Genomic DNA, 20,957 nt, shown 5'->3' with positions numbered 1-20,957 from the left:
GGATACACGTCATTTTTCGGGCTCTAAAATCCGTGGGAAACCCGGAACGGGCTGGAGCGTGCGGGTGAAGCAATCACGGCGCAGGACACGTAAATCGCAACCCCAAACTCCACCCGCGCGTTCTCGCCGCCCCATCCGACGCTGCCGTCTGTGGACAATCACTCCTCCTACAACAATTACCGCAATCTAACCAAATTTAGGCCGTTGCCACCGGAAAGCCTTGGCGGTGCGCGTCCGATAGGTTATGATGATAGTAAGCGGTTACAGTAACTCAAAAACCGCCCTAGGAGGTGTACCTTTTATGTATGCGACCATTTTATTCGACATCGACGGCACCATTATCGACACGGAAGACGTTATTATCGGTGCGCTACAGGACGCGCTGGTTCAAACTGTCGGTATGCACAAGACCCACGATGAATTAACCTACTCATTGGGCATCCCCAGCGACCAAACTTTGGCCGCTCTAGGCCTGACAGCAGCGCAACAGGACAAGGTAGCCTCGTTGTGGACCGAACTGACCAAGGAACGGCAGACCCAGGTCCATGTCTTTGCCAATATGCGCCGGACTCTAGCTCACCTGCAACACCGTGGCATCATGATGGGTATCATTACCGCCAAAACGGCTTCCGAATTGGCGCATGAATTCACGTGGTTCGGGTTGAACGACTACTTTGACACTATCGTCACCTACGCGAGCGACATCGCTCCCAAGCCGGCGCCCGATCCCATTCTGCGTGCTCTGGCCGAACTGCCTGCTAATCACGGGCGCACCTTGTATATCGGGGACACTGTAACGGACATGCAAGCCGCCAAAGCCGCCCACGTGGACTTCGCCGTGGCAACCTGGGGGGCACATAACCTCGCAGGATTTACCGAGGCCGACCATTTTCTGACCCGACCAGAAGCAATTCTTGATTTAGCAAACATTAGTGCACTTGCGTAAATTATTGAGGAGGTAGCCATGAACCGGTTTGGATTTAACCAATTTGGCGGTCCGGAGGTATTTACCACCATCGAGGCCGCAACACCAGAACCCCACGACGGTCAGGTACAAATCCACGTGCTGGGATTCGGGATTAACCCGTACGACGCAACGTTGCGGTCAGGCGCCGCCGCTAAGGACCGCCCACTCGACTTTCCGATTGTGCCAGGGGTGGACGTTGCCGGCGTGATTACCGCTGTCGGTCCCAACGTCAGCGACTTTGCTGTGGGCGACCGCGTGATGAATTACCGCCCCATTGGGGGATACAGCGAGTATGTGCGGGCTAGCACCAGCAAAGTTGCGCATATCCCCGACGCCATTTCAATTGCCGAGGCAGCTGGACTGCCCCAATCTACCGTGGTCGCCTACAGTATCCTCACCGACCTATTACGGACGGAGGCTGGTAAAACCATTGCGGTGATTGGCGCGGCCGGTGGTGTTGGTAGCGTTGTACTTCAGTTTGCCCAGTACTTGGGCCTTAAAACCAGCGCCATCGCTAACAGCCATCATCACGAAACACTAGCCAGCTTCAATCCAGGTGAAATCGGTCATTACGATCTGGAAGATGTGGGAGCCCGCTTTGCCGACCAGGCGGACTACGTGGTGAACGCCAGCGCCGGGGGCAACGATCACGGGATTGGTGTGCGGATGTTACAACGGCATGGCCAGTACGTGAGCGTGGCGTTTAGCACGGTCGATAAAACCATCAAGCCTAACGCAACTTACCTACAGGTGGGCGCGGGCCCCCGTCCGAACGTACCATCTGCGTTTGCGCTGCTCAATTCTGCGTGCGCAAATGACAACGGATTTCATCTACCCATTGCCACAAAGTTGCCCATGACCCTTGCCGGTGTTATCGCCGCCCACGAGCTAATTCTCACCCGCCACGGGGCCGGGAAGATTGTCTGCGTGGCGGAGGAATTGGAAGAAGATTAACGATTAGGACGGGAGATGACTTGTAAATGGCTTTAGCCGTATGCTAGTGCCAATGGAGTTGCTATTGCGGAGAATGCTAGAGCGCTCCCGCGTTAGTCTTACTTATTAAAACCAAAAACATGATAATACCGGGAACAACGCTTGACTTACGGCAGAAGACGAGCTGCGCGGACTTGTTACTGTGTTGGAGAATGCGGCAGTGGGCCCGATTTACTCGTGCGTATAAAAACGAGCTGCGCAGGCCAGAAAGCGACGTATAAGGGGTCCCAACCAAATGGCCAAGCCCACTAGCGCTTCAATCGCGAAAATACTACAGCGCTCCCGCGTTAGCCTTGCTTATTAAAACGAGCTGCGCGGGTCAGAAGACGCCACATAAGGTACTCCAACCAAAAGGCCAAGCCCACTAGCGCTCAATCGCGGAGAATGCTACAGCGATCCCGCGTTAGTCGTGCGTATGGAAACGAGCTGCGCAGGCCAGAAAGCGACGTATAAGGGGTCCCAACCAAAAGGCCAAAACCGGGCCTTTCGGTTGGGACCCTTATACTCTGCTTTCTAAACGGCCTGCTCCGCTCTCTCTCAAATTTCCCCTTGACAACCTTAAAACTCCATGGCTATACTTACACCAACAAATGACAGAGGAGGACGCCAAAATGAGTATTTTCACACAAAGTTCACTAAACCAATCATGCAAAGCTGGCGCTAGTCGGTTGTATTCGTTTCGGACGATACAACCTGGCAAACAGGATTGTATCCGCGCCGGCAACTTTTGTGTGATATACGCACAAGCCTGTCCGCGGAATCCGCGGCAGACTTTGGCGGCCCAACTAACTAGGGGCAAACCAGAGTAACTGCTGGTTTGCCCCTTTTTTTTGTACCCACTCAACCAGTCACACAGCTCGTGGGGTGTCCACCCCCACCAATGGAGGAAATATTTATGAAGAAGATTTATACCGCACTACTCACCGTTGCCACCCTCGCCACCGCCGCCCTGATCAGCGTTCGTGGTCCCCAAGCCCAGTCCGTTAAAGCCGCTAGCGTGCCCAAGGTCGGCATCCTGCAACAGCTTGAACACCCCGCCCTCGATGAAATCCACAAAGGTGTAGTCAAGGGACTGGCCGAAGAGGGCTACAAGGGTAAAAAAAGTCAAAATTGTTTTCCAAAACGCCCAGGGCGACCAGAGTAACATCAAAACCATGAGCGATCGCTTTGAAAGTCAAAACGTCGACCTGACCGTCGGTATCGCTACCGCTGCCGCTCAGGGATTGGCCACCGCCGCAAACGGCAAGCACCCCGTTATCTTGGCCGGTATTACCGACCCCGTTGGCGGGAAACTGGTGAAATCCAACAAGCGTCCCGGTGGCAACATCACCGGTACCTCCGGCGATTCACCAATTAAACAACACCTCAACCTGATCAAGCCATCGTGCCAAAGCCTAAGCAAATCGGAATTATTTACACTACTTCCGACCACGGTGGCACCTTCAACGCCAAACGAATGGCCGCCTTGTGCAAGAAGGAAGGCCTGAAGTACAAGCTGTACTCGATTACGAATACCAACGATATGCAACAGGTCGCTAGCAAGATGGCCAGCGAGTCCGACGTCATCTACGCCCCACAAGATAATGGTGTCGCCGCGGCCATGAAAACACTCGTGAACACTGCCAACAATGAAAAGGTACCCGTGATTCCTGCTGCCAACACGATGGTCAAAGACGGCGGCGTGGCGGCATACGCCGTGAGCCAATTCAAGCTGGGTGAAGAAGCCGGGAAGATGGCCGGCAAGGTGCTGAAGGGTAAGAACCCTGCCACCTACCCAGTCAAGATGGTGACTAAGGGCCACTACGTAATCAACAAAGCCGAAGCCAAAAAGATTGGCCTGAAGCTGCCCGCTAAAGTCGTTAATGGCGCCGAGAAGAACGGTGAAGTTTACTAATTAAGCGCCAAAATTACAACAAATGCCGCAACGCGTGCGACTACCAACCCCTACTGGTAGTTGCACGCGTTGCGGCATTTTGTTTGTTGCAAATAATCTAATTGTCCAAACCGGATTCATCAACCTTCATGGCTGAATCCGCCTGTGCGCTACCGTCAGTATAATTAAACTGATAGCCAGGCTGAACGTTATAAATATACACGTTGAAATTCACCGTACCATCAGTTGAAATTGCCTGCGCCCAGTAGCCCCGCGGCATTAATTCATCCCCGCGGAAAACTGTCGTCACCTGATAAATAACCTGTTTCCCGTCAACCAACGCTTGGCGAACTTTACCCTCATAGATCTGCATCAGCACCTGGTTGGAGTACGCCGATTGTGTGGCCAGGTTCTTCGGGTTGTCAGAACTGCCCTCCGCCCCCTGTTCGTGCTTACCATCACTATTAATGTTAAAGGTTAACGTGTAAGCAATCAGGTGCCCACGATTGTAGATTTCCGTCTGGCCACTACGATTATAATGCCAGCCGGTGGGAGTCCACTCCTGACTGGGACGGCCCTCACTTTTACCCAGATTGTCCTTACTCAAATACGCAGTCGCCGTAGTTGTGCGGTTGAGCCGGTCCAAGTTGCCATAGTCAATGTGACTGCTCTGCCAGGTACTGGCAGTCAGTGTGCTCTTACCGCCATTCACCTGAACAACTGGTGCCGATCCGGAACTAAAGGTGAGCTGAGTAAGTTGCTTGTACGCATCTTGGTCAACCGCGTTATTGCCACTAGTCTTGGCGGTAATGCTTTGGGTAATGCCCACGCGGTCCATAACACCATCCAGTGCGCCGGTCCGGTATAACCCCAGTAGGGCAATGACAATTACCGCCAGCACCCCACCAATCTGACTTTTGCGTACTCGCGTCTTGCGCTTGCGTGCCATGTTGTGTTTCCCCCAGATTCATTCTAATAGAACCATGATATCACGGGAGCACCGACAACACGTCCCTCTTTGCACAAAAATGCCACGGTCGCGACGACAATTAGTCGTTGGTTGCGAACATTATCGCGTTACGAATCATATCCACGCCGCGCTCCAGGTCGGCCTCCGACATGATTAACGGGGGTAATAGCCGCAAAGTATTATGCTTGGCGGACAGCGCCAGCATTCCCTGCTGCCGCAGTTTAGCCAGCACCGTGTTCACGGGTAACTCTGCTTTCAGATGAATGCCGACCATCAAACCACGCCCCGTCACGCCCGTCACCACAGACAAATTAGCCACGGCGGTGTCGAGCTCATTCCACAGCGTATCGGCCTTGCTTCGCACGCCGGCCAACATCGTTGGGGTCAGTTGCTGCAGCACGGCACGCGCTGCAGCCAACGCGACTTTGTTACCCCCAAAGGTGGAACCGTGGGCACCGGGACCAAAAGCGTCACCCAACGCAGTTTTGCCCAACATCGCACCGATGGGTAACCCGTTACCCAAAGCTTTAGCCACCGTCACAATGTCGGGGTCTAAGCCCGCTGCCATGTACGCGAACTTAGTCCCGGTTCGCCCAATGCCGGTCTGCACCTCGTCAACAATCAGCAGGACACCCTGACGCTTGCACTCCGCCCCTACCGCCTGCAGCCACTTAGTATCAGCGGGTATCACCCCGCCCTCACCCTGAATCACTTCCAGAATCACGGCGGCCAGGTGGGGGCCAATCGCCGTAAGGACATCAGGACTGTTGTAATCTGCAAAGGTGACGTCGGGGACAAGGGGTGCATACCCAGCCTGAATGTCGGGATTACCCGTCAGCGACATTGAACCGTACGTCCGACCGTGAAAACCATTGTTGAACGCCAAAACCTGGGTTCGACCGGTAGCCTTACGGGCCAACTTGAAGGCCGCCTCGTTAGCCTCCGTTCCAGAATTACAGAAAAAGGCCAGCTGATCAGGCGCCGTCAGGAGCGCCGCAACTTCTTCCTGCAACGCACTGTCATACAGATTGGAGGTGTGCCAAACGCGCCCAGCTTGCTGGGTGACAGCCTTCACCACCGGACCGTTGCTATAGCCCAGGCTACAGACGCCGATACCGCTCGTAAAGTCCAAGTACTCGTGCCCCGTGTCGTCAACCAAAAACCAGTCGTGACCGTCCACCAGGTCGATTGGTAGTCGGCCATAATTGTTAAACAAACTCGTTGTCATCTTTCCATCCCCCTTACATCGCAGCGGACAAGACCATCGTCCCCGGACGGGTCACATCATTCGTAATGTTCACCTGCGTGCCGGCGTGTACACAATCAATGGCCGCATTAATTTTGGCTTCCATGCCGCTAGTGATAATTCGTTGCTGCACCCAGCGGCTGGCCTGCTGTGGATCGATTGTAGCGGCTGTGGTCCCGTTCACAATGACACCGGGAACATCGGTCACCATCATTAACCTGGTGGCGCCCAGTGCACGCGCAACGGCGACTGCCGCCATGTCGGCGTTAACGTTCAACATCGTGCCATCACTAGTCTGTGCGAGCGGCGCTAACACCCCCACATAGTCGGCTAATACCCGGTTCAACACAGTCGTATTAACCTGAGTGATTTTGCCCACTGCACCGTAGAGCTGCTGGTCAAGCAACGTCCCCGTGAGCAATGCGTTATCGGTGGTGTTCAACCCCATGACCGGCAGTCCGTGTTGATGCAAAGTCAGGCACAAAGCCGGTTGTACCACGCCCAGCAACACCGCCTGGGTAACGGCCAACGTGTCCGCGTCAGTTACACGGATACCGCCGCGTTTGTGCACCGTCAGGCCTAGGCGTTCGCTCCACGCGTTAATTTGTGGCCCGCCACCATGAATCATGAGGACACGCACGCCGGCAGCTCGCCACCGGGCCAGTTGGTCAAAGAATTGCGGTGTCAGTTGCTCGGTGGCATTACCACCCAATTTGATTACAACGGTTTCGGTCATTTAGCAATTTCCTCCTTGACGTACGAATTTGCTCCAGTTTCTGAACGCGGGGCTCCGCTCTCTAACTCTAAAACGAGCTGCCCAGGCCAGAAAGGCTACACATAAGCAGCTCTAACCAAAAGGCCAAGCCCACTCGCGCTTCGATTACGGAAAATGCTACAGCTCTTCCGCGTTAGTCTTGCTTATAAAAACGAGCTGCGCAGGCCAGAAAGCGACGTATAAGTTACTATCACCAAAAGGCCAAGTACGGGCCTTTCGGTGATAGTAACTTATACTCTGCTTTCTAAACGGCCTGCTCCGCTCTCTAACTCCTATACGCCGCATTAATCTGCACATACTTATAGGTCAGATCACATCCCCAAGCCTGTCCGGTGGCATCACCCACATGTAGATCAACGTCCAGTACAACTTTGTCGCCCGCCATCGTGGCCTGCACCTGTCCCTCATCGAAGTCAGTGCCCAAACCAGCCGCCACCACCGCAATGCCGTTTATCGCGACGTCCACAGCGTGCACATCGACCTGCACGTCTGTCTGCCCAATCGCGGCTAGAATACGTCCCCAGTTCGGGTCCGCGCCAAAGACGGCCGCCTTCACCAAGTTAGAGCCCACAACCGCTTTGGCCGCCTGCTGCCCTTCCACGGCGTTAGCGGCCCCGGCAACATTCACCTCCACCAACTTGGTTGCACCCTCACCGTCAGCCGCGATATCCTGCGCCAACACCATCAGCACGTAGCGCAAAGCAGCCTTGAAGCTGTCGTAATCGTGGTGTTCCGGGGTTAATGGCGTGTTAGCCGCACAGCCGTTGGCCAGCGCAACCACCATATCGTTAGTTGACGTGTCGCCATCAACCGTAATCTGGTTAAAAGTCGTGTCGACTAACTCACTGATCAAAGTTTGGAGCCGTGGGCCCGCAATGGCCGCATCCGTGAACACAAACCCCAGCATGGTTGCCATTTTGGGATGAATCATGCCGGAACCCTTTGCAAATCCAGAAATAGTTACCGTTTGCCCGTCAATGGGCAAAGTCACACTCGCAGTTTTGGCGTGCTTATCGGTCGTCAGGATGGCCTCAGTGACCCTTAAATCCTGTTCGCGGGCCAATAAGTCAATGCCGTGTTGGATAACGGACATTGGCAGTTGTTCACCAATCACACCAGTTGAAGCCACCCCCACCATATGTACAGGCAGGTCGAGTTTAGCCGCGGCCAACTCGCGCATGGTGACTGCGTTCTCCTCACCCTTAGCGCCCGTGACTGCGTTGGCACAAGCGCTATTCATTATCAGCGCTTGGAGTTCATGATTCGTGCTGATGAGCTGCTTGGTTTGGCGGGTGGGGGCGGCCTGAAACTGGTTAGTGGTATACGTCCCAGCGGCCGCTGCCGGAACGGTGGAAACTAGCCACCCCATATCGGGCTTCACCTTGCGTAACCCGGCGTGCACCCCGTCCGCGTAATAACCCTGTGGCCAAAGAAACTCCGTACTAACTTGATATTCCATGCTAATCCCCCTATGGCAAGATAACGTTGACAGGTTCTCCGGCCATTTCCGGAAAACCAAACATTTGGTTCATATTTTGGATGGCCTGGCCGCCCGCACCCTTGATGAGGTTATCAATGACGCTCACTACCATAACCATGCCCGTGGTGGGGTTAAAGACAGCCCCCACATCGCAATAATCCGTCCCCACGACTTCCTTCAAGTTCGGCAACCGGTCGCCGGTATAGCGGACACCCGCCACGTCGGCAAACGTACTAGTAAAGGCCTCGTCGATTGCGGCCGCCGTGACGTCTGGCCATACCCGCGCGTAGATGGTACTCATCAACCGCGCGTAATAGGTAGCAACGTGGTATTAAACTGAATGGCCGCAATGGATTGATCCCAAACCTGTAACTGCTGTAATATTTCCGGAATATGCTGGTGCTGGTTCACCTTATACACTTGGAGGTTCTCATTAGCCTGACTAAAGTGCGTTAACTCACCGGGGTGTTTACCCGCTCCCGAAGTCCCGGACTTAGCGTCAACAATAATGCTATCAGTCATAATTAGTCCGGATTGAACCAGCGGCGCAAGTCCCAGCAAGGTCGCGGTGGCATAGCAGCCCGGGTTGGCAATAGCTGCCATACCCGCGCTACTTTGCAAATCGGATAATCCGTAGTGCGTTTGGGCCAATATTTGCTTTGCCGCAGCCGGTTTGTGGTACCACTGCGTATATAGATCTGGTTGCTTCAGCCGCAAATCCCCGGATAAGTCAATCATGGGAAAGCCGGCCGTAATGTACGGTACCGCGGCCGTCCTGGTCACACCGGCAGAGGTAGCGAAGAAAACGACGTCATCTTGAGCCATCACCACCTGCTCACTGTATGGTTGCAGCACGACGTCGGTGGCCCCAACAAATTGGGGCACTGCCGACGCCAATGCGACTGGCTCCGTGAGGTTATGACCGTAAAGATCCACCCCGTCAACATGCGGATGTCCTGCTAACATCTGGTACAAAACCATGCCGGAATATCCGGTTACTCCCACTAACGCTACTCGCACAGCAATCACCTTTTCCTAACAAATATACATTTTTCTGAATATTTTTAGTATACGGCGAATACCTGAAAATGCAAGTGGTTTTGTGAATTTAATTCTATTTAAGGGCACAAACGCCGTATTGCCAAGCCTCATTCGTCCCCGCTTGGAGTGGAACCCATCCGGTTTAAACTGTATATATACAAATGTTTATGCAGTACATCCGAGTATTCGCTTAAAAATCACAGAGCTTTTTGAAGATGATCAACGGTACTAAAAAAAGCGCCCTCCGAAGAGGACGCGTAAACGTACCGGCTAGACCGGAAAACGTTATTCAAGTACTATTACTTGATGGCTGCCTTGGCAGCATCAGCAACTGCCGTGAAGCCGGCAGGATCGTTGATGGCCAATTCGGACAGCATCTTACGGTTCATGTCGATACCAGCGACCTTCATGCCGTGCATCAACTTGCTGTAAGAAATGTCGTTCATACGCGCAGCGGCGTTGATACGAGCGATCCACATTGAACGGAATTCGCGCTTCTTTGCACGACGGTCCCGGAATGCGTAACGGTAAGAAACCATCAACTGGGTGTGAGCGGCCTTGAACAAACGGTGCTTAGAACCACGGTAACCCTTAACGAGCTTCATTACCTTCTTACGGCGCTTACGAGTAACTGTTCCACCTTTAACACGTGGCATAATTTATTCCTCCTAAAAAAATCACGAACTTCGAACAGTAATTGCCGGAACAATTACTTGATACCGGAAACCATCTTCTTGATACGACGCATGTCACTTGCCGATACCAAGCCAGACTTACGCAACTGACGACGCTGCTTCTTCGTCTTACCGTGGAAACGGTGGGATGTGTACGCGTGGCCGCGCTTCAGTAGACCACTAGCGGTACGCTTGAAACGCTTGGCAGAAGCGCGGTGAGTTTTGAACTTAGGCATGATTTTTCCTCCTAAAAATATGTGTTACTACTTGTTGTCCTGGTCAACCTTCGGGGTGAGCATCAAGAACATGCTCCGCCCGTCCATCTTTGGGCGTGTTTCAACCGTGGCGATATCCGCCGTGGCTTCCGCAAACCGGTCCAGGACCTGACGCCCAATTTCCTTATGCGTGATTGCACGACCACGGAAACGGACAGAAGCACGCACCTTGGCGCCCTTCTTCAGGAACTTAACGGCATTGTTAAGCTTGGTGTTAAAGTCGTTCTCCTCAATCACAGGACTAAGACGAACTTCCTTGATGCTGACGGTCTTTTGTTTCTTACGGGACTCGCGTTCCTTCTTCTGTTCTTCGAAGCGGAACTTCCCGTAATCCATGATCCGTGCTACTGGTGGCTTAGCCTTCGCAGCGACAAGAACCAAATCCAAATTTGCATCGTCTGCTAACTTCAGGGCATCCTGCTTGGACTGTACGCCCAGCTGGTCACCGTTTTCGGCAATAAGACGTACCTCGCGAGCACGAATCCCATCGTTAACCATCATATCTTTAGCTATAACGATTCACCTCCACTTAGTTTACCGAGAAAAAAACAAAAAGACAGCGAGACACAAGCGTCCCGCCATCCATGTATATCCGTACATTAGAGCCTAGAGGTCAGTGACTTGGGCGAGAAGCGGGCAACTTCTGCTTTTTCTCAACAGAAAATAGCATACCTGATAAGCCCACCAATGTCAAACGTAACTTATTCGTAACCGGCAGGAAGCGGAGGGCGAAACATGGTGACTTGAACGCGCGGGTGGGCGTTGGGACTGCGGCTTACGTGCCCTACGTCCCAACGCCCACCCACGGGTTCCCGATACAGAGTGGTAGTAGGTGGTTTCCGCTCCGCCCCCGCACGCCTCCGCTCACCAAGCCGACCGACGCGGCCTCACGCTACTATGGCAGTCACCGCTCCTGTCAGGTGTGCTGTTGGAAGCCTCGGCTGTGCGTTCTTGATTTTTCAATTGCTCTAATCTCAAGTGTCCTGGTGCTGTACTCGTACGTTATTCAGACTGGCTAGTTATTGATGCGGTCGTGGACGATTACCAGCTCATTAGTAGATTCGTGCGCAAGTGTGGTTCTGGCCGTTGGGGGTGCCGTGGGGTGCGGAGACGACTGGACCCGGAACGGTGACCGCTGTTTGGGGCTTGCCGCTGTAGGAACGGAGTGACGTACTGCGCGACGAACTTAGAGACTGGCTGCCCGGGCTTGGCAGGCAGGCTCTAAGTCGCACCGGAAACCGCGGTTTTTGCGGTTGGAGGTTTCGCCCTAGCAGCGGTCACCGTGGAGTGGTCCACAAAGGCGCAGTAGCCCATGGAACCCCCACCGGTCAGAACCGCCACCATAAGACTGTCTTACTGCCCATCATGGACGTCGGCGACCTCACCAGAGATAATGAGGGCCCGAGAATCCAGCTTGTGGATCAGCAAGACCACGTCTTTGTACTCGGGTTGGTCCGTCACAACCAACAGCACGTCCCGGCCATCACCCTCGTCATCACCAGCCACCAAAACCGTCGTCACCAAGTCACCATATACGGATTCAATGGCCCGCATAATCGTCGGTAGTTGCCGTTCACTCACAACGTGGAGCATGCGCTTGCGGTCCAACCCCGTAGCGATATAATTCATCACCATCCGCGTAATCAGCAGGGAGAATGCGGCCAAAATGAACGCTTCCCACCCCGACACAATAATGTTTAATGATGAAACGGCTACATCAATTACAAACAGGCTATTTTCCGTTTTAATACCGAAGTGTTTCTTCAAAATCAGTGGCGGAACTGTTGTCCCACCACTAGAGGCATCCACCATGTACAGCATGGCAAAGCCAACCGCGATTAAGACGCTACCGACAAGAATAGCCAGCAGCTTATCCTCCACAACTTTGGTAATCGGTAATACCGCCATAATCAGCGGCAACATGAGGCTTCCGTATAATATCCGGATGCTGGTTGACCTGTCCACCAAAAAGTAGGCCAACAACAATAAGGCCACGTTAATCACCATGGTGCTCATGGCCACCGGCACGTGCCAAACCTCGTATAAAATAATTGCAATACCGGTTGAACCACCAGCGGCAACACCGTGCGGGGCAAAGAACATGTTAATGCTCATCGCAATCACCGCTAGCGCTACCGTGATGAACCCCATCCGGTACCAGGCGTTAGTTTTGATTGTGCGCATAAGTTTCTCCTCTTTAACTGCTTTTGGTCACCATCACTTTTTACTAATACTAGTGTATCAATTTTACACCATAAAATCTAGTTAGATGAGCCTACCGTGAGTACAAAAGCCTATCAATCATCCTAATTTACTAAAAACATAAATTTTTACCGGACACAAAGACGGCCCCGCATCCACCAATTCAGGTGGTATACAGAGCCGTAATTAATCGTCGCGGGTGTTTAATTGTTACTCACTACTAAATCTTTCATTACCGGGCCCATACTAGGCGGTTAATGGTACCCGAGAGGCAGGTCTGCAAAACGATTTGCTCGCCTTGGCCCGCGCTAACAATGTGATTCCATGCGTCTTGACCAGTGTGAATATCGTAGCCCTGGTCGTTGACATCCGCCGTACTCGTTACGTGGTACGTCCGTACCTGTCCATCCACATCCGTTACGGTGATGGCACTACCGATACCCAGCTGGATAATAGCACCAAAGCTGGAGGTGTTGTGCCCAATAATGTGTGTGGACTGACCATCACTAACGGATAGCCGTGTCTGGCCGCCCCATGTCTCCACCAGGTTACCAGCGGGAGCGTTGTGACACTCATGTTGCCCTGAATTACAGGCATCGTGATGCCCAGAAAACTGATGCTAGGACCCGCACTACTTTGCTGCGGTGCGCTGGTTGCACTCTGACTTTGCGTGGTTGTCGGTTGTGTAACCTGCGTCGTTGAGCTAGTAGTACTACTGGTTGTGCTGGTGGCGCCCCCACCCGCGTTAACCTGATTATCCTGGGTACCAGCCGCTGTTGCGCTCGTGTTCGCTTGACCGGCCGGGGCGGTCGCTGCGGAACCCTCATTGACTGCCTTAGTTGTTGCAACACCAGCCTGCACTTTATTACCTGATTGGGTAGCGGACTGCTGAATGTCCTGCTTACGGGCCGCGCTTTGAACCAAAGCGTGTGCCAGTAAGTTGTCAGTAGGTTCAGGTTGCTGAATGCGACCCACACGAGCCGTTACTGCTTGCTCAGCATGAGCTTGTGGATGACCCACCCACAGCCCCACCGACGCGACAACTAAGGATACTGTACCTAAAACTGCATATTTAGTTTTCATAAATAACACCCCTAAACTCACACCCCGGCGAGCTGGTTCGCGGGAATTCCGGTGTTCCCCAACACCTCCTTTGAACATCTTAAGCATACGCGCCGTGGTATACGGCGACAACTTATTTCTTGTAAGTATTGTTTAGGATGCGTAAATTAAGGTAAAAAAAATTGCCCTACCATAACAGGCTAGGGCAACTTTGCACATGCTATCAGTATGATGTTAGCAAGCGCTAATAGAACAATCAGTCAATTAGACGATTTTTGTTGTGCATTACAAAACACATGATTAATTATTGGCGCGGGCGTCAGTCCGTGAGTAGTTGCTACGTCGGCCGCAATCGCCGAAATGAACATGTTGACCGACTGGCTCATCGAATCCTGCTCCCCGTAGCGACGAACGGACACGGATGCTGATGCCAGTTCGTCATCACCAACAACGACTGTGTACGGTACCTTCTGCGTCTGGGCTTCGCGAATCTTGTAACCCATCTTTTCGTTACGGTCGTCAACCTTCACGCGGATGCCCTCAGCCAACAGCTTAGCCTTCACATCGTTAACGTAGTCGAGGTGGGCATCGTTGTTCACCGGAATCATTACAACCTGAGTTGGAGCCAACCATGTTGGGAATGCACCCTTATAGATTTCAGTCAGGTAAGCGATGAACCGTTCCATCGTGCCGACAATCCCACGGTGAATCATCACGGGACGGTGTTCTTCACCATCGGCACCAACGTAACTGAGTTCAAACTGCTTTGGCAGCATGAAGTCAAGTTGGATGGTGGACATGGTTTCATCGTTACCCAAAGCCGTCTTGGTCTGGATGTCCAGCTTTGGTCCGTAGAACGCTGCCTCGCCTTCAGCCTCGTAGTACTCCAGGCCCAGGTCATCCATGGCGCCCTTCAACATGCTCTGGCTCCGGTTCCACATCTCATCGTCGTCGAAGTACTTCTCGGTGTTTGCTGGGTCACGGTAGGACAGACGGAACGTGTAGTCCGTGATGTTGAAGTCCGCGTACACACTCATAATCAGCTGCAAAATCTTCTTGAATTCGTCCTGCACCTGTTCCAAAGCGACAAAGGTGTGACCGTCGTTCAGCGTCATTTCACGCACACGCTGCAGACCGGATAGCGCACCAGACTTCTCGTAACGGTGCATCATACCCAGTTCGGCAATCCGCATTGGCAGGTCACGGTATGAGCGGATGTGGTGCTTGTAAATCTGAATGTGGCTTGGGCAGTTCATCGGGCGCAGTTCCAGCATTTCGCCTTCACCCATGTCCATTGGTGGAAACATGTCCTCACGGTAGTGCTGCCAGTGACCAGACGTCTTGTAAACGTCCAGGTTAGCTAGCACTGGCGTGTAGACGTGTTCGTAACCGGCAGCAACTTCGCGGTCGATGACGTAACGCTCAATGGTCCGACGGATAGTGGCACCGTTAGGCATCCAGTATGGCAAACCCGCACCGACTTTGGGGTCAACGAAGAACAGGTCCAAATCACGGCCAATCACACGGTGGTCACGCTCCTTGGCCTCCTGGCGACGCTGGGCGTCAGCTTCCAGGTCGCTTCTTTGTAGTACGCCGTCCCGTAAATCCGTTGGAGCATTGGGTTGGAAGACTTACCTTCCAGTAGGCGCCGGCAACACTGAGCAGAGCAAAGTGCTTGAGGGGCTTCAGGTCAGGTAACAGGGCACCCTCCTGGAAACCAACAAAGTCGCCCAGCTGGTGCGCAGCGATGGGGTCGCCGGCTTCTTGGGCCAACTGACTACGGTATGGGTCGTCGCCGAATTTTGCGGCTGCGTCAGCCTGACTGAGGCTAACGGACTTGATGGGATCGCTAGCGGCGATGATGGCCTTCATCTTGTCCTTGACGGCGGTCAGTTCATCGACGGAAATCTGGGCACCATCCTGATCGGTATCAACGTAGAAGCCATCCTCATCGGCGTGGGCTTCACCGAAGCGCATCTTAGGGTTGAGGTCGGCGAGTGCGGCTGCCAGAACAAAGGCGGCGGTGTTACGCAGAACGGCGAGGCCATCGTCACCATCTTTGGTGACAATTTCGATGGCGCCGTCGTGGGAGAGCGGTGCGTTAAGGTCAACGAATTGACCGTCCAGCTTACCGGCGATGGCCTTCTTGCCAAGGGTTGCTAATGGACTGGGCAACGGTTAATACGGTTGCGTCGTCGTCAAAGCTTTTAACGTTACCATCTGGGAACTTCAATGAAATAGACATATGTAACTCTTCCTTTCTTTTTGGCGGGAACAAAAAATCCCTGACGTCATTAATGACATCAGGGACGAATACACTTCGCGGTTCCACCCAGCTTGGCACAGCACGACACTGCGCCCACTTGTTCACCCGTAACCAGAGTTCAGGGCCTTGCGGCAGATCTCGAGAAGTGGTGCGGATCCTGCATGCACGAGTTCCAGCTAATATCGTGCTCTCTGAAGTTGCAGTTCCTTTTTGCTTCCGTCTTCGATACTTGTATTAAAACACAGATGTTTACGAAAGGCAAACAATTTAAGAGAGCGGTGCAGGCCGTTTAGAAGACAGAACATAAGCAACTCTAACCGAAAGGCCCGGTTTTGGCCTTTTGGTTAGAGTTGCTTATGTGGCGTCTTCTGGCCTGCGTAGCTCGTTTCCATACGCACGACTAATGCGGGAGCGTTGTAGCATTCGCCGTTAAGGTAGCAGTAATAGCCGAAAGGCCCGCACTTGGCCTTTTGGTGTTAGTAGCTTATGCGTCGCTTTCGGGCCTGCGCAGCTCGTTTTCATACGCACGACTAACGCGGGAGCGCTGTAGCATTCGCCGTCAATGTAGCAGCACTAGCGGCAGAATCTCCACACCGGCCTACCCTTTCGCACCGCCACCTACTGTGGCCGCCGGTTCCGTCCACCCACGGCAATTTCCCGGCTCAGGAACCGAATGCGCTGCATAATGCGCTGAGCTTTAACGGTCTCACTATTCCCCTGCTCGCGGCCGGCAAAAAAAAGTTTTCGAGTTCGTCCATCGTTTTGTTGGAGCTAAAGCAAGTCGGCAGGTCTTCCTGCATCCGGTACTGCAGAATGACGCCGAGCACATCGTCGCGCAGCCAGGCACTCCACGACTCAGCGCCGATATCGTCCAGCATCAGCACCGGCGCACGCTTAACCCGATCAATTTCCTGGGTTACGGTGTTGGTGGCAATGCTGCCCTTCATGTTCACCGCAAAGGTAGGAAAGTGTAGCAGTGTCGTGCCAACGCCAAAGTCGGCGAGGCCGTTAGCAATTGCTCCCAGTAAGTATGTTTTACCGACGCCAAAGGCACCAGTTAAGTAAAGTCCCTGCACGTGACCACGATCCGGTTTGGCCACCGCGTTAACAAACATCGTCGCTGCAGCAAGTGCCTCCGTTCGGTCCTGTTGATCATAGGCCAATAGGTCAGCACCACGGATATCCTTTGGCATGTTCATGACCGTTACCAAGCTAGCTTTGGCACGCTGGGCATCGGCCGCAACTTTATCCGCACTTGGCTGGTAGGCAATATCAATCTGGTGGTTACTCATAACCAACTGTGGTTCGTACCCCGGAATGGGTGGGGTCGCCCCCGCGTCCAGTTCCTCTCGCAACTTGACGTATTCAAACAGTTTGGCGGCACCCGCGTCCACGGTGGCCTCCGTGAGTTCGGCAGCATTGGCCGTCAAAAACCGCTGCACATCCCCGTTTTTGAGTACGCGATCAATCGTTTGCTGGTACTGGCGCCCCCAATTATGGTCGGCAAAGTGGCGCTGGAGGTACGCCGATAATCGTTCAAGTTGTGCCATAGCTACTGCTCCTTTTTCTGCTGACGTTTACGCGCTAGTTCTTGCAACTGGGCGTTTAACTGGGCCTGAGTATCGGCGGAAACCGCCTCTTTCGGAGCCACATAGTCGTTCTTAGCCCATTCCGGCACCGGTTCACTCCGGCCACCGCGCTTACTATTGGACCGCCGCTTGCTCCGTTGCTGTTGCTTAGTGTTGCCGGCAGCATATTCGTGAATTTGCGTTAACGCCTGTTCTGGTGTGTGGACGCCAGCCTGAGCCCAGCTGTTGGCGAGTAAATCCAAAAACTTTTCGCTGACGTTGCCGTTATCACTGGTTCGCAAAGCATAATCAACCATGACGTTAATCGTGGCCGGCGAGAAAATGCCACGGTCCGCTAACCGCTGCAAAGCCTTAATCTCACTCCGACTGGCAAACATCCGGCTATCTCGCGCCTGCTTGGCGGCATTAATAAACTCTCGGGGAGTCATTGACTTTGCCCTAGTCAGCATCTCTTGCTCCCGTTGATCACTGGGTTGACTCGGTTGTACGGTTACCTGCGCGTTAGCGTTAGTCGATGTCGCAGTGGCATCACTACCGCGCGGAGCAAAGTGGCGGGTGTGCCCCCGTTCAAACTGCTGCTCAACGTTACTGCGCAAACGGGCCATGTCGAGCTTGCCCGTTAGTAAATCCAGCGCCTGACCAATTTGTGCCGCTAACGTCGGTTCGTCCAAACCGTAGAATCCCGCCAGCTGCTGTAATGCGTGCTGATTCTGCGCGAGCGCCCCACTTTGGATATTGGTGTTGCCCACGAGGTTAGCCAACAGATCCCAGTCCAACCGCACACCAGCGATTTCCGGACTGCCAGTTCCCGCCGGTATTACCGCGTCTTTGGCCGCACTAACCGCAGCCGGTGGCTGGGTGGCTTGTGCAGCCACTAGGTTAAAGACGTCGCTAAACTGCAGGGACACGTTGTGCATATCCTGTCTCCGCACTGGTGTGAGTTCGAACTCGTGCACCAGCTCTTCATACCGTTCTTCGCCCACCGTATCAAACAGCAGGATGCCCAGTAAATCGTCCGCAAAGAAAGCACCGGGCGTAACTGGTGCGTGCATTTCATACACGTAATGCCGCTGCTGATCGACCTGCGAAAAGGTCTGCACCAGCTGCATAGCCTCTAGCCGCACGCGGGCATCGTAGAGCTCGTCAATGCTTACACCCAGTATCCCCATCAGCGCGTGTGTGGGTGCCGGTCCTGGGAGAACACGGGGTGCCGGGTACTCTCCGCCCAAAGGCTAGTATACAAAGCCGTAGCAACCGGGCCGATGATTGGCTGGTATAAGTACGTCAACGTCCGTCGGTCAACATCACTGTACTCAGTTGCTTGAGTCGCTAAATAATCATTTTGTGGTTGAAAACTTGCTGGACGTTGCACGAACCCCCGCCTCCTTTGCTTAGCTGTCGCCTAACTGGGCGATGCCTAATTCACGCACCCCCGTGAGGCGCAACAAACTTTGCGACCATAAGCGCGCGGGGCGCAACCGGAGCCATCCCCCGCTTGCGCCCACTATTTCTTATCGCCGTCGTGTTCCTTATCCATCATGCCCTGCAATTCATTCATGAACACGGACATATCCTTAAACTGGCGGTAAACGCTAGCAAACCGGATGTAGGCCACATCGTCGACATCAGCCAGCTTCTGCATCACGAACTCACCAATACTTTGGCTCGAAATTTCGTTCTCACCAATCGCCCGAATCTTGGCCTCAACCTGCTCGACAATCTGCTGCATCTGTTCCATAGTGACCGGCCGCTTCTCCGCCGCACGAATCAAGCCCTTCAGAACCTTCTCGCGACTAAACTCTTCACGCGTACCGTTTTTCTTGATGACTAATAGCGGTGTCTGTTCAACCCGTTCAAAGGTGGTGAACCGGAAACCGCAATTTTCGCATTCACGACGACGACGAATTGCCTCGCCGCCCTCGGTTGGCCGTGAATCCACGACCCGTGAGCTATTTTTATGACAATGTGGACACTGCACGTTCATACCCCCAGGGAATATTCGACCTGTGTTGACGTCACGAACGGCGCCACACGATACCTATTGTCACCATTATACCAAAACTCACAGCTTGTGCGTGTTGAGGATGTGCGCAATAAGCTGCTGAACCTCGACGCGTCGCAATTCGGCGGGAACGTCGGTGTTGATGCAAAGTCGGCGCGGGCCACTTTCTCGTCTAGTGGCAGTTGTGCGTCAATCCGCGCCAACGCCTCGTTAACGGTCAAGCCATCACGCACAGCCAGGCGTTCCTGTTGCTGCTTCGCTGGCACGGTCACCACCGCCACGCCGTCAAAGTAGTCCTCATACTTCTGTTCATACAGTAAGGGTACGTCAGCAACGACCAAGTCAGCTCCCGTTGCAACCGCCTCCGCTAGTTCCCCCTCAAACCGTTCGCGAATGGCGGGCTGTATAATTGCGTTCAGCTTCGACAAACGCCGTGGGTGCCCAAAAACAACTTTGCCCAACAGGCCGCGATTCAGCGTGCCGTCGCCCTGAATAATCATACTCCCAAATTCGTGCTGGAGCTGCGACAGAATCTTGCTGCCGGGAGCCGCAACCGCCCGCGCGATTACATCTAAATCAATCACGGGGTACCCGCCGCGCGAAAATCGTTGGCAACTGTCGTCTTACCCGTCGCAATACCGCCAGTAATACCTAACTTATACGTCATGCCCAATTCCTCCACTGACTACTCCGCCTTTGCGGGTGCCACCTGACAATGCGGGCAAAAATGCGTACCCCGACCGCCGACCTTAATTTTGACAATTTTGGTACCACAACGCGGACAAGGCTCACCCTGATGACCGTACACAGCCAGCCGGTCTTGAAAACCGCCGACTTGCCCCGCCGCATCGACGAACGAGTGGACCGTTGTCCCGCGTAACTTGATGGACTCCGCCATAATTTCAATAATGGCGTCATGTAGCCGCGTAACCTCGGCCAAAGTCAACGAATTTGCAGGACGTTCGGGGTGCACCCGGGCCCGCCACAAACTTTCGTCGGCGTAGATGTTCCCCACACCAGCAACCGTGGCCTGGTCAAGTATCACGGACTTAATCGCCTTTTTATGCTTGGCCAGCTTAGCGGCAAAGTCGTCCACGGTAAAATCCGACGCCACGGGTTCAGGACCCATGGACGCTAGACCGCTAATAGCGACGTTTTCGGTGCCGGTACGCACCACGTTCATACGGCCAAATTTACGCGAATCCATGTAGCGTAATTCGGACCCATCGGCAAAGGTGAACCAGACATGCGTCCACCGCTCGTGGGGCATTTCGTGGTCCGTGGCCAACATGTACTTACCTTCCATGCGCAAATGGCTCACTAACGTCCAGTCCCCCGTCAACCGGAGCAATAAATATTTACCACGACGATCCACACGGGTAAAGGTTTCGCCAACCAACCGGGCACGGACTTCATCCAACCCATCGCGTAGGATAGCTTCCCAGTTTGTCCCGATAGCCACGATTTGCTTGCCCTTAATCAATCCTGTTAACGTGCGCCGAACCGTCTCCACTTCTGGTAATTCTGGCATGATTGTATCCC

General features: G+C 53.7%; 18 protein-coding genes and 4 pseudogenes. 3 read left to right on the top strand and 19 right to left on the bottom strand.

Annotation, left to right across the window (positions count from 1 at the left end):
• Positions 1-301: 301 nt before the first annotated feature.
• From JCM12539_RS07680 to trpX, 3 genes and pseudogenes are all read left to right on the top strand, one after another.
• Positions 302-946, top strand: a complete 645-nt coding sequence (locus tag JCM12539_RS07680) for an HAD family hydrolase (protein ID WP_054650478.1) — start codon at positions 302-304, stop codon at positions 944-946.
• 18 nt (positions 947-964) lie between these two features.
• A complete protein-coding gene (locus tag JCM12539_RS07675; protein ID WP_054650476.1) occupies positions 965-1,921 on the top strand; it encodes an NADP-dependent oxidoreductase in 957 nt (318 codons plus the stop codon).
• 934 nt (positions 1,922-2,855) lie between these two features.
• Positions 2,856-3,854: pseudogene (gene trpX, locus JCM12539_RS07670) on the top strand (tryptophan ABC transporter substrate-binding protein).
• Positions 3,855-3,951: 97 nt separating this feature from the next.
• On the opposite strand, the gene JCM12539_RS07665 reads toward trpX, so the two are convergent.
• The 19 genes and pseudogenes from JCM12539_RS07665 to mutM form a co-directional block, all read right to left on the bottom strand.
• Positions 3,952-4,782 carry a DNA/RNA non-specific endonuclease gene (locus tag JCM12539_RS07665; RefSeq protein WP_054650474.1) on the bottom strand — a complete coding sequence of 277 codons (831 nt, stop codon included), beginning with the start codon at positions 4,780-4,782 and terminating at the stop codon, positions 3,952-3,954.
• Positions 4,783-4,882: 100 nt separating this feature from the next.
• Positions 4,883-6,031 (bottom strand): acetylornithine transaminase, encoded by a 1,149-nt coding sequence (argD, locus tag JCM12539_RS07660; protein WP_054650472.1) that lies wholly within the window; start codon positions 6,029-6,031, stop codon positions 4,883-4,885.
• A gap of 13 nt (positions 6,032-6,044) precedes the next feature.
• Positions 6,045-6,785 (bottom strand): acetylglutamate kinase, encoded by a 741-nt coding sequence (gene argB / locus JCM12539_RS07655; RefSeq protein WP_054650470.1) that lies wholly within the window; start codon positions 6,783-6,785, stop codon positions 6,045-6,047.
• A gap of 304 nt (positions 6,786-7,089) precedes the next feature.
• Complete coding sequence (gene argJ, locus JCM12539_RS07650) at positions 7,090-8,283, bottom strand: bifunctional glutamate N-acetyltransferase/amino-acid acetyltransferase ArgJ (protein WP_054650468.1); 1,194 nt, start codon at positions 8,281-8,283, stop codon at positions 7,090-7,092.
• Positions 8,284-8,293: 10 nt separating this feature from the next.
• A pseudogene (gene argC / locus JCM12539_RS07645) lies at positions 8,294-9,324 on the bottom strand (N-acetyl-gamma-glutamyl-phosphate reductase).
• Positions 9,325-9,644: 320 nt separating this feature from the next.
• Complete coding sequence (rplT, locus tag JCM12539_RS07640; protein WP_054650466.1) at positions 9,645-10,001, bottom strand: 50S ribosomal protein L20; 357 nt, start codon at positions 9,999-10,001, stop codon at positions 9,645-9,647.
• 53 nt (positions 10,002-10,054) lie between these two features.
• Entirely contained in the window at positions 10,055-10,255 is a 201-nt protein-coding gene (gene rpmI / locus JCM12539_RS07635; RefSeq protein ID WP_054650464.1) for a 50S ribosomal protein L35, read from the bottom strand.
• Between the two features lie 27 nt (positions 10,256-10,282).
• Positions 10,283-10,813 (bottom strand): translation initiation factor IF-3, encoded by a 531-nt coding sequence (gene infC / locus JCM12539_RS07630; RefSeq protein WP_202812992.1) that lies wholly within the window; start codon positions 10,811-10,813, stop codon positions 10,283-10,285.
• A gap of 834 nt (positions 10,814-11,647) precedes the next feature.
• On the bottom strand, positions 11,648-12,478 hold the full coding sequence (locus JCM12539_RS07625) for a YitT family protein (RefSeq protein WP_054650462.1): 831 nt from the start codon (positions 12,476-12,478) through the stop codon (positions 11,648-11,650).
• A 250-nt stretch (positions 12,479-12,728) separates the two neighbouring features.
• Complete coding sequence (locus JCM12539_RS15565; RefSeq protein WP_420835974.1) at positions 12,729-12,947, bottom strand: sortase family protein; 219 nt, start codon at positions 12,945-12,947, stop codon at positions 12,729-12,731.
• Positions 12,914-13,579 (bottom strand): hypothetical protein, encoded by a 666-nt coding sequence (locus tag JCM12539_RS14110; protein WP_056957169.1) that lies wholly within the window; start codon positions 13,577-13,579, stop codon positions 12,914-12,916. The genes JCM12539_RS15565 and JCM12539_RS14110 overlap by 34 nt, the downstream gene beginning before the upstream one ends.
• Before the next feature lie 239 nt (positions 13,580-13,818).
• Positions 13,819-15,803, bottom strand: a pseudogene (gene thrS, locus JCM12539_RS07610) (threonine--tRNA ligase).
• A gap of 639 nt (positions 15,804-16,442) precedes the next feature.
• Positions 16,443-17,374: pseudogene (gene dnaI / locus JCM12539_RS07605) on the bottom strand (primosomal protein DnaI).
• A 2-nt stretch (positions 17,375-17,376) separates the two neighbouring features.
• A complete protein-coding gene (locus tag JCM12539_RS07600) occupies positions 17,377-18,582 on the bottom strand; it encodes a DnaD domain protein (RefSeq protein WP_054650456.1) in 1,206 nt (401 codons plus the stop codon).
• Complete coding sequence (locus JCM12539_RS07595) at positions 18,582-18,785, bottom strand: hypothetical protein (protein ID WP_054650454.1); 204 nt, start codon at positions 18,783-18,785, stop codon at positions 18,582-18,584. Before JCM12539_RS07595 ends, JCM12539_RS07600 begins: the two co-directional genes overlap by 1 nt.
• Positions 18,786-18,917: 132 nt before the next feature.
• Positions 18,918-19,391 carry a transcriptional regulator NrdR gene (nrdR, locus tag JCM12539_RS07590; RefSeq protein ID WP_054650480.1) on the bottom strand — a complete coding sequence of 158 codons (474 nt, stop codon included), beginning with the start codon at positions 19,389-19,391 and terminating at the stop codon, positions 18,918-18,920.
• A gap of 2 nt (positions 19,392-19,393) precedes the next feature.
• The gene (gene coaE / locus JCM12539_RS12725; RefSeq protein ID WP_156302136.1) at positions 19,394-19,999 is read right to left on the bottom strand and encodes a dephospho-CoA kinase; all 606 of its coding nucleotides are present in this window, start codon (positions 19,997-19,999) and stop codon (positions 19,394-19,396) included.
• Entirely contained in the window at positions 19,996-20,097 is a 102-nt protein-coding gene (locus JCM12539_RS14735) for a dephospho-CoA kinase (RefSeq protein WP_156302135.1), read from the bottom strand. Before JCM12539_RS14735 ends, coaE begins: the two co-directional genes overlap by 4 nt.
• 3 nt (positions 20,098-20,100) lie before the next feature.
• Positions 20,101-20,946, bottom strand: a complete 846-nt coding sequence (gene mutM, locus JCM12539_RS07580) for a DNA-formamidopyrimidine glycosylase (protein ID WP_054650452.1) — start codon at positions 20,944-20,946, stop codon at positions 20,101-20,103.
• Positions 20,947-20,957 lie beyond the last annotated feature (11 nt).

Origin of the sequence: Lacticaseibacillus pantheris DSM 15945 = JCM 12539 = NBRC 106106, assembly GCF_001311175.1 — a bacterium.
Lineage (GTDB): Bacteria > Bacillota > Bacilli > Lactobacillales > Lactobacillaceae > Lacticaseibacillus > Lacticaseibacillus pantheris.
This window is presented reverse-complemented; position numbering and strand designations above follow the sequence as displayed.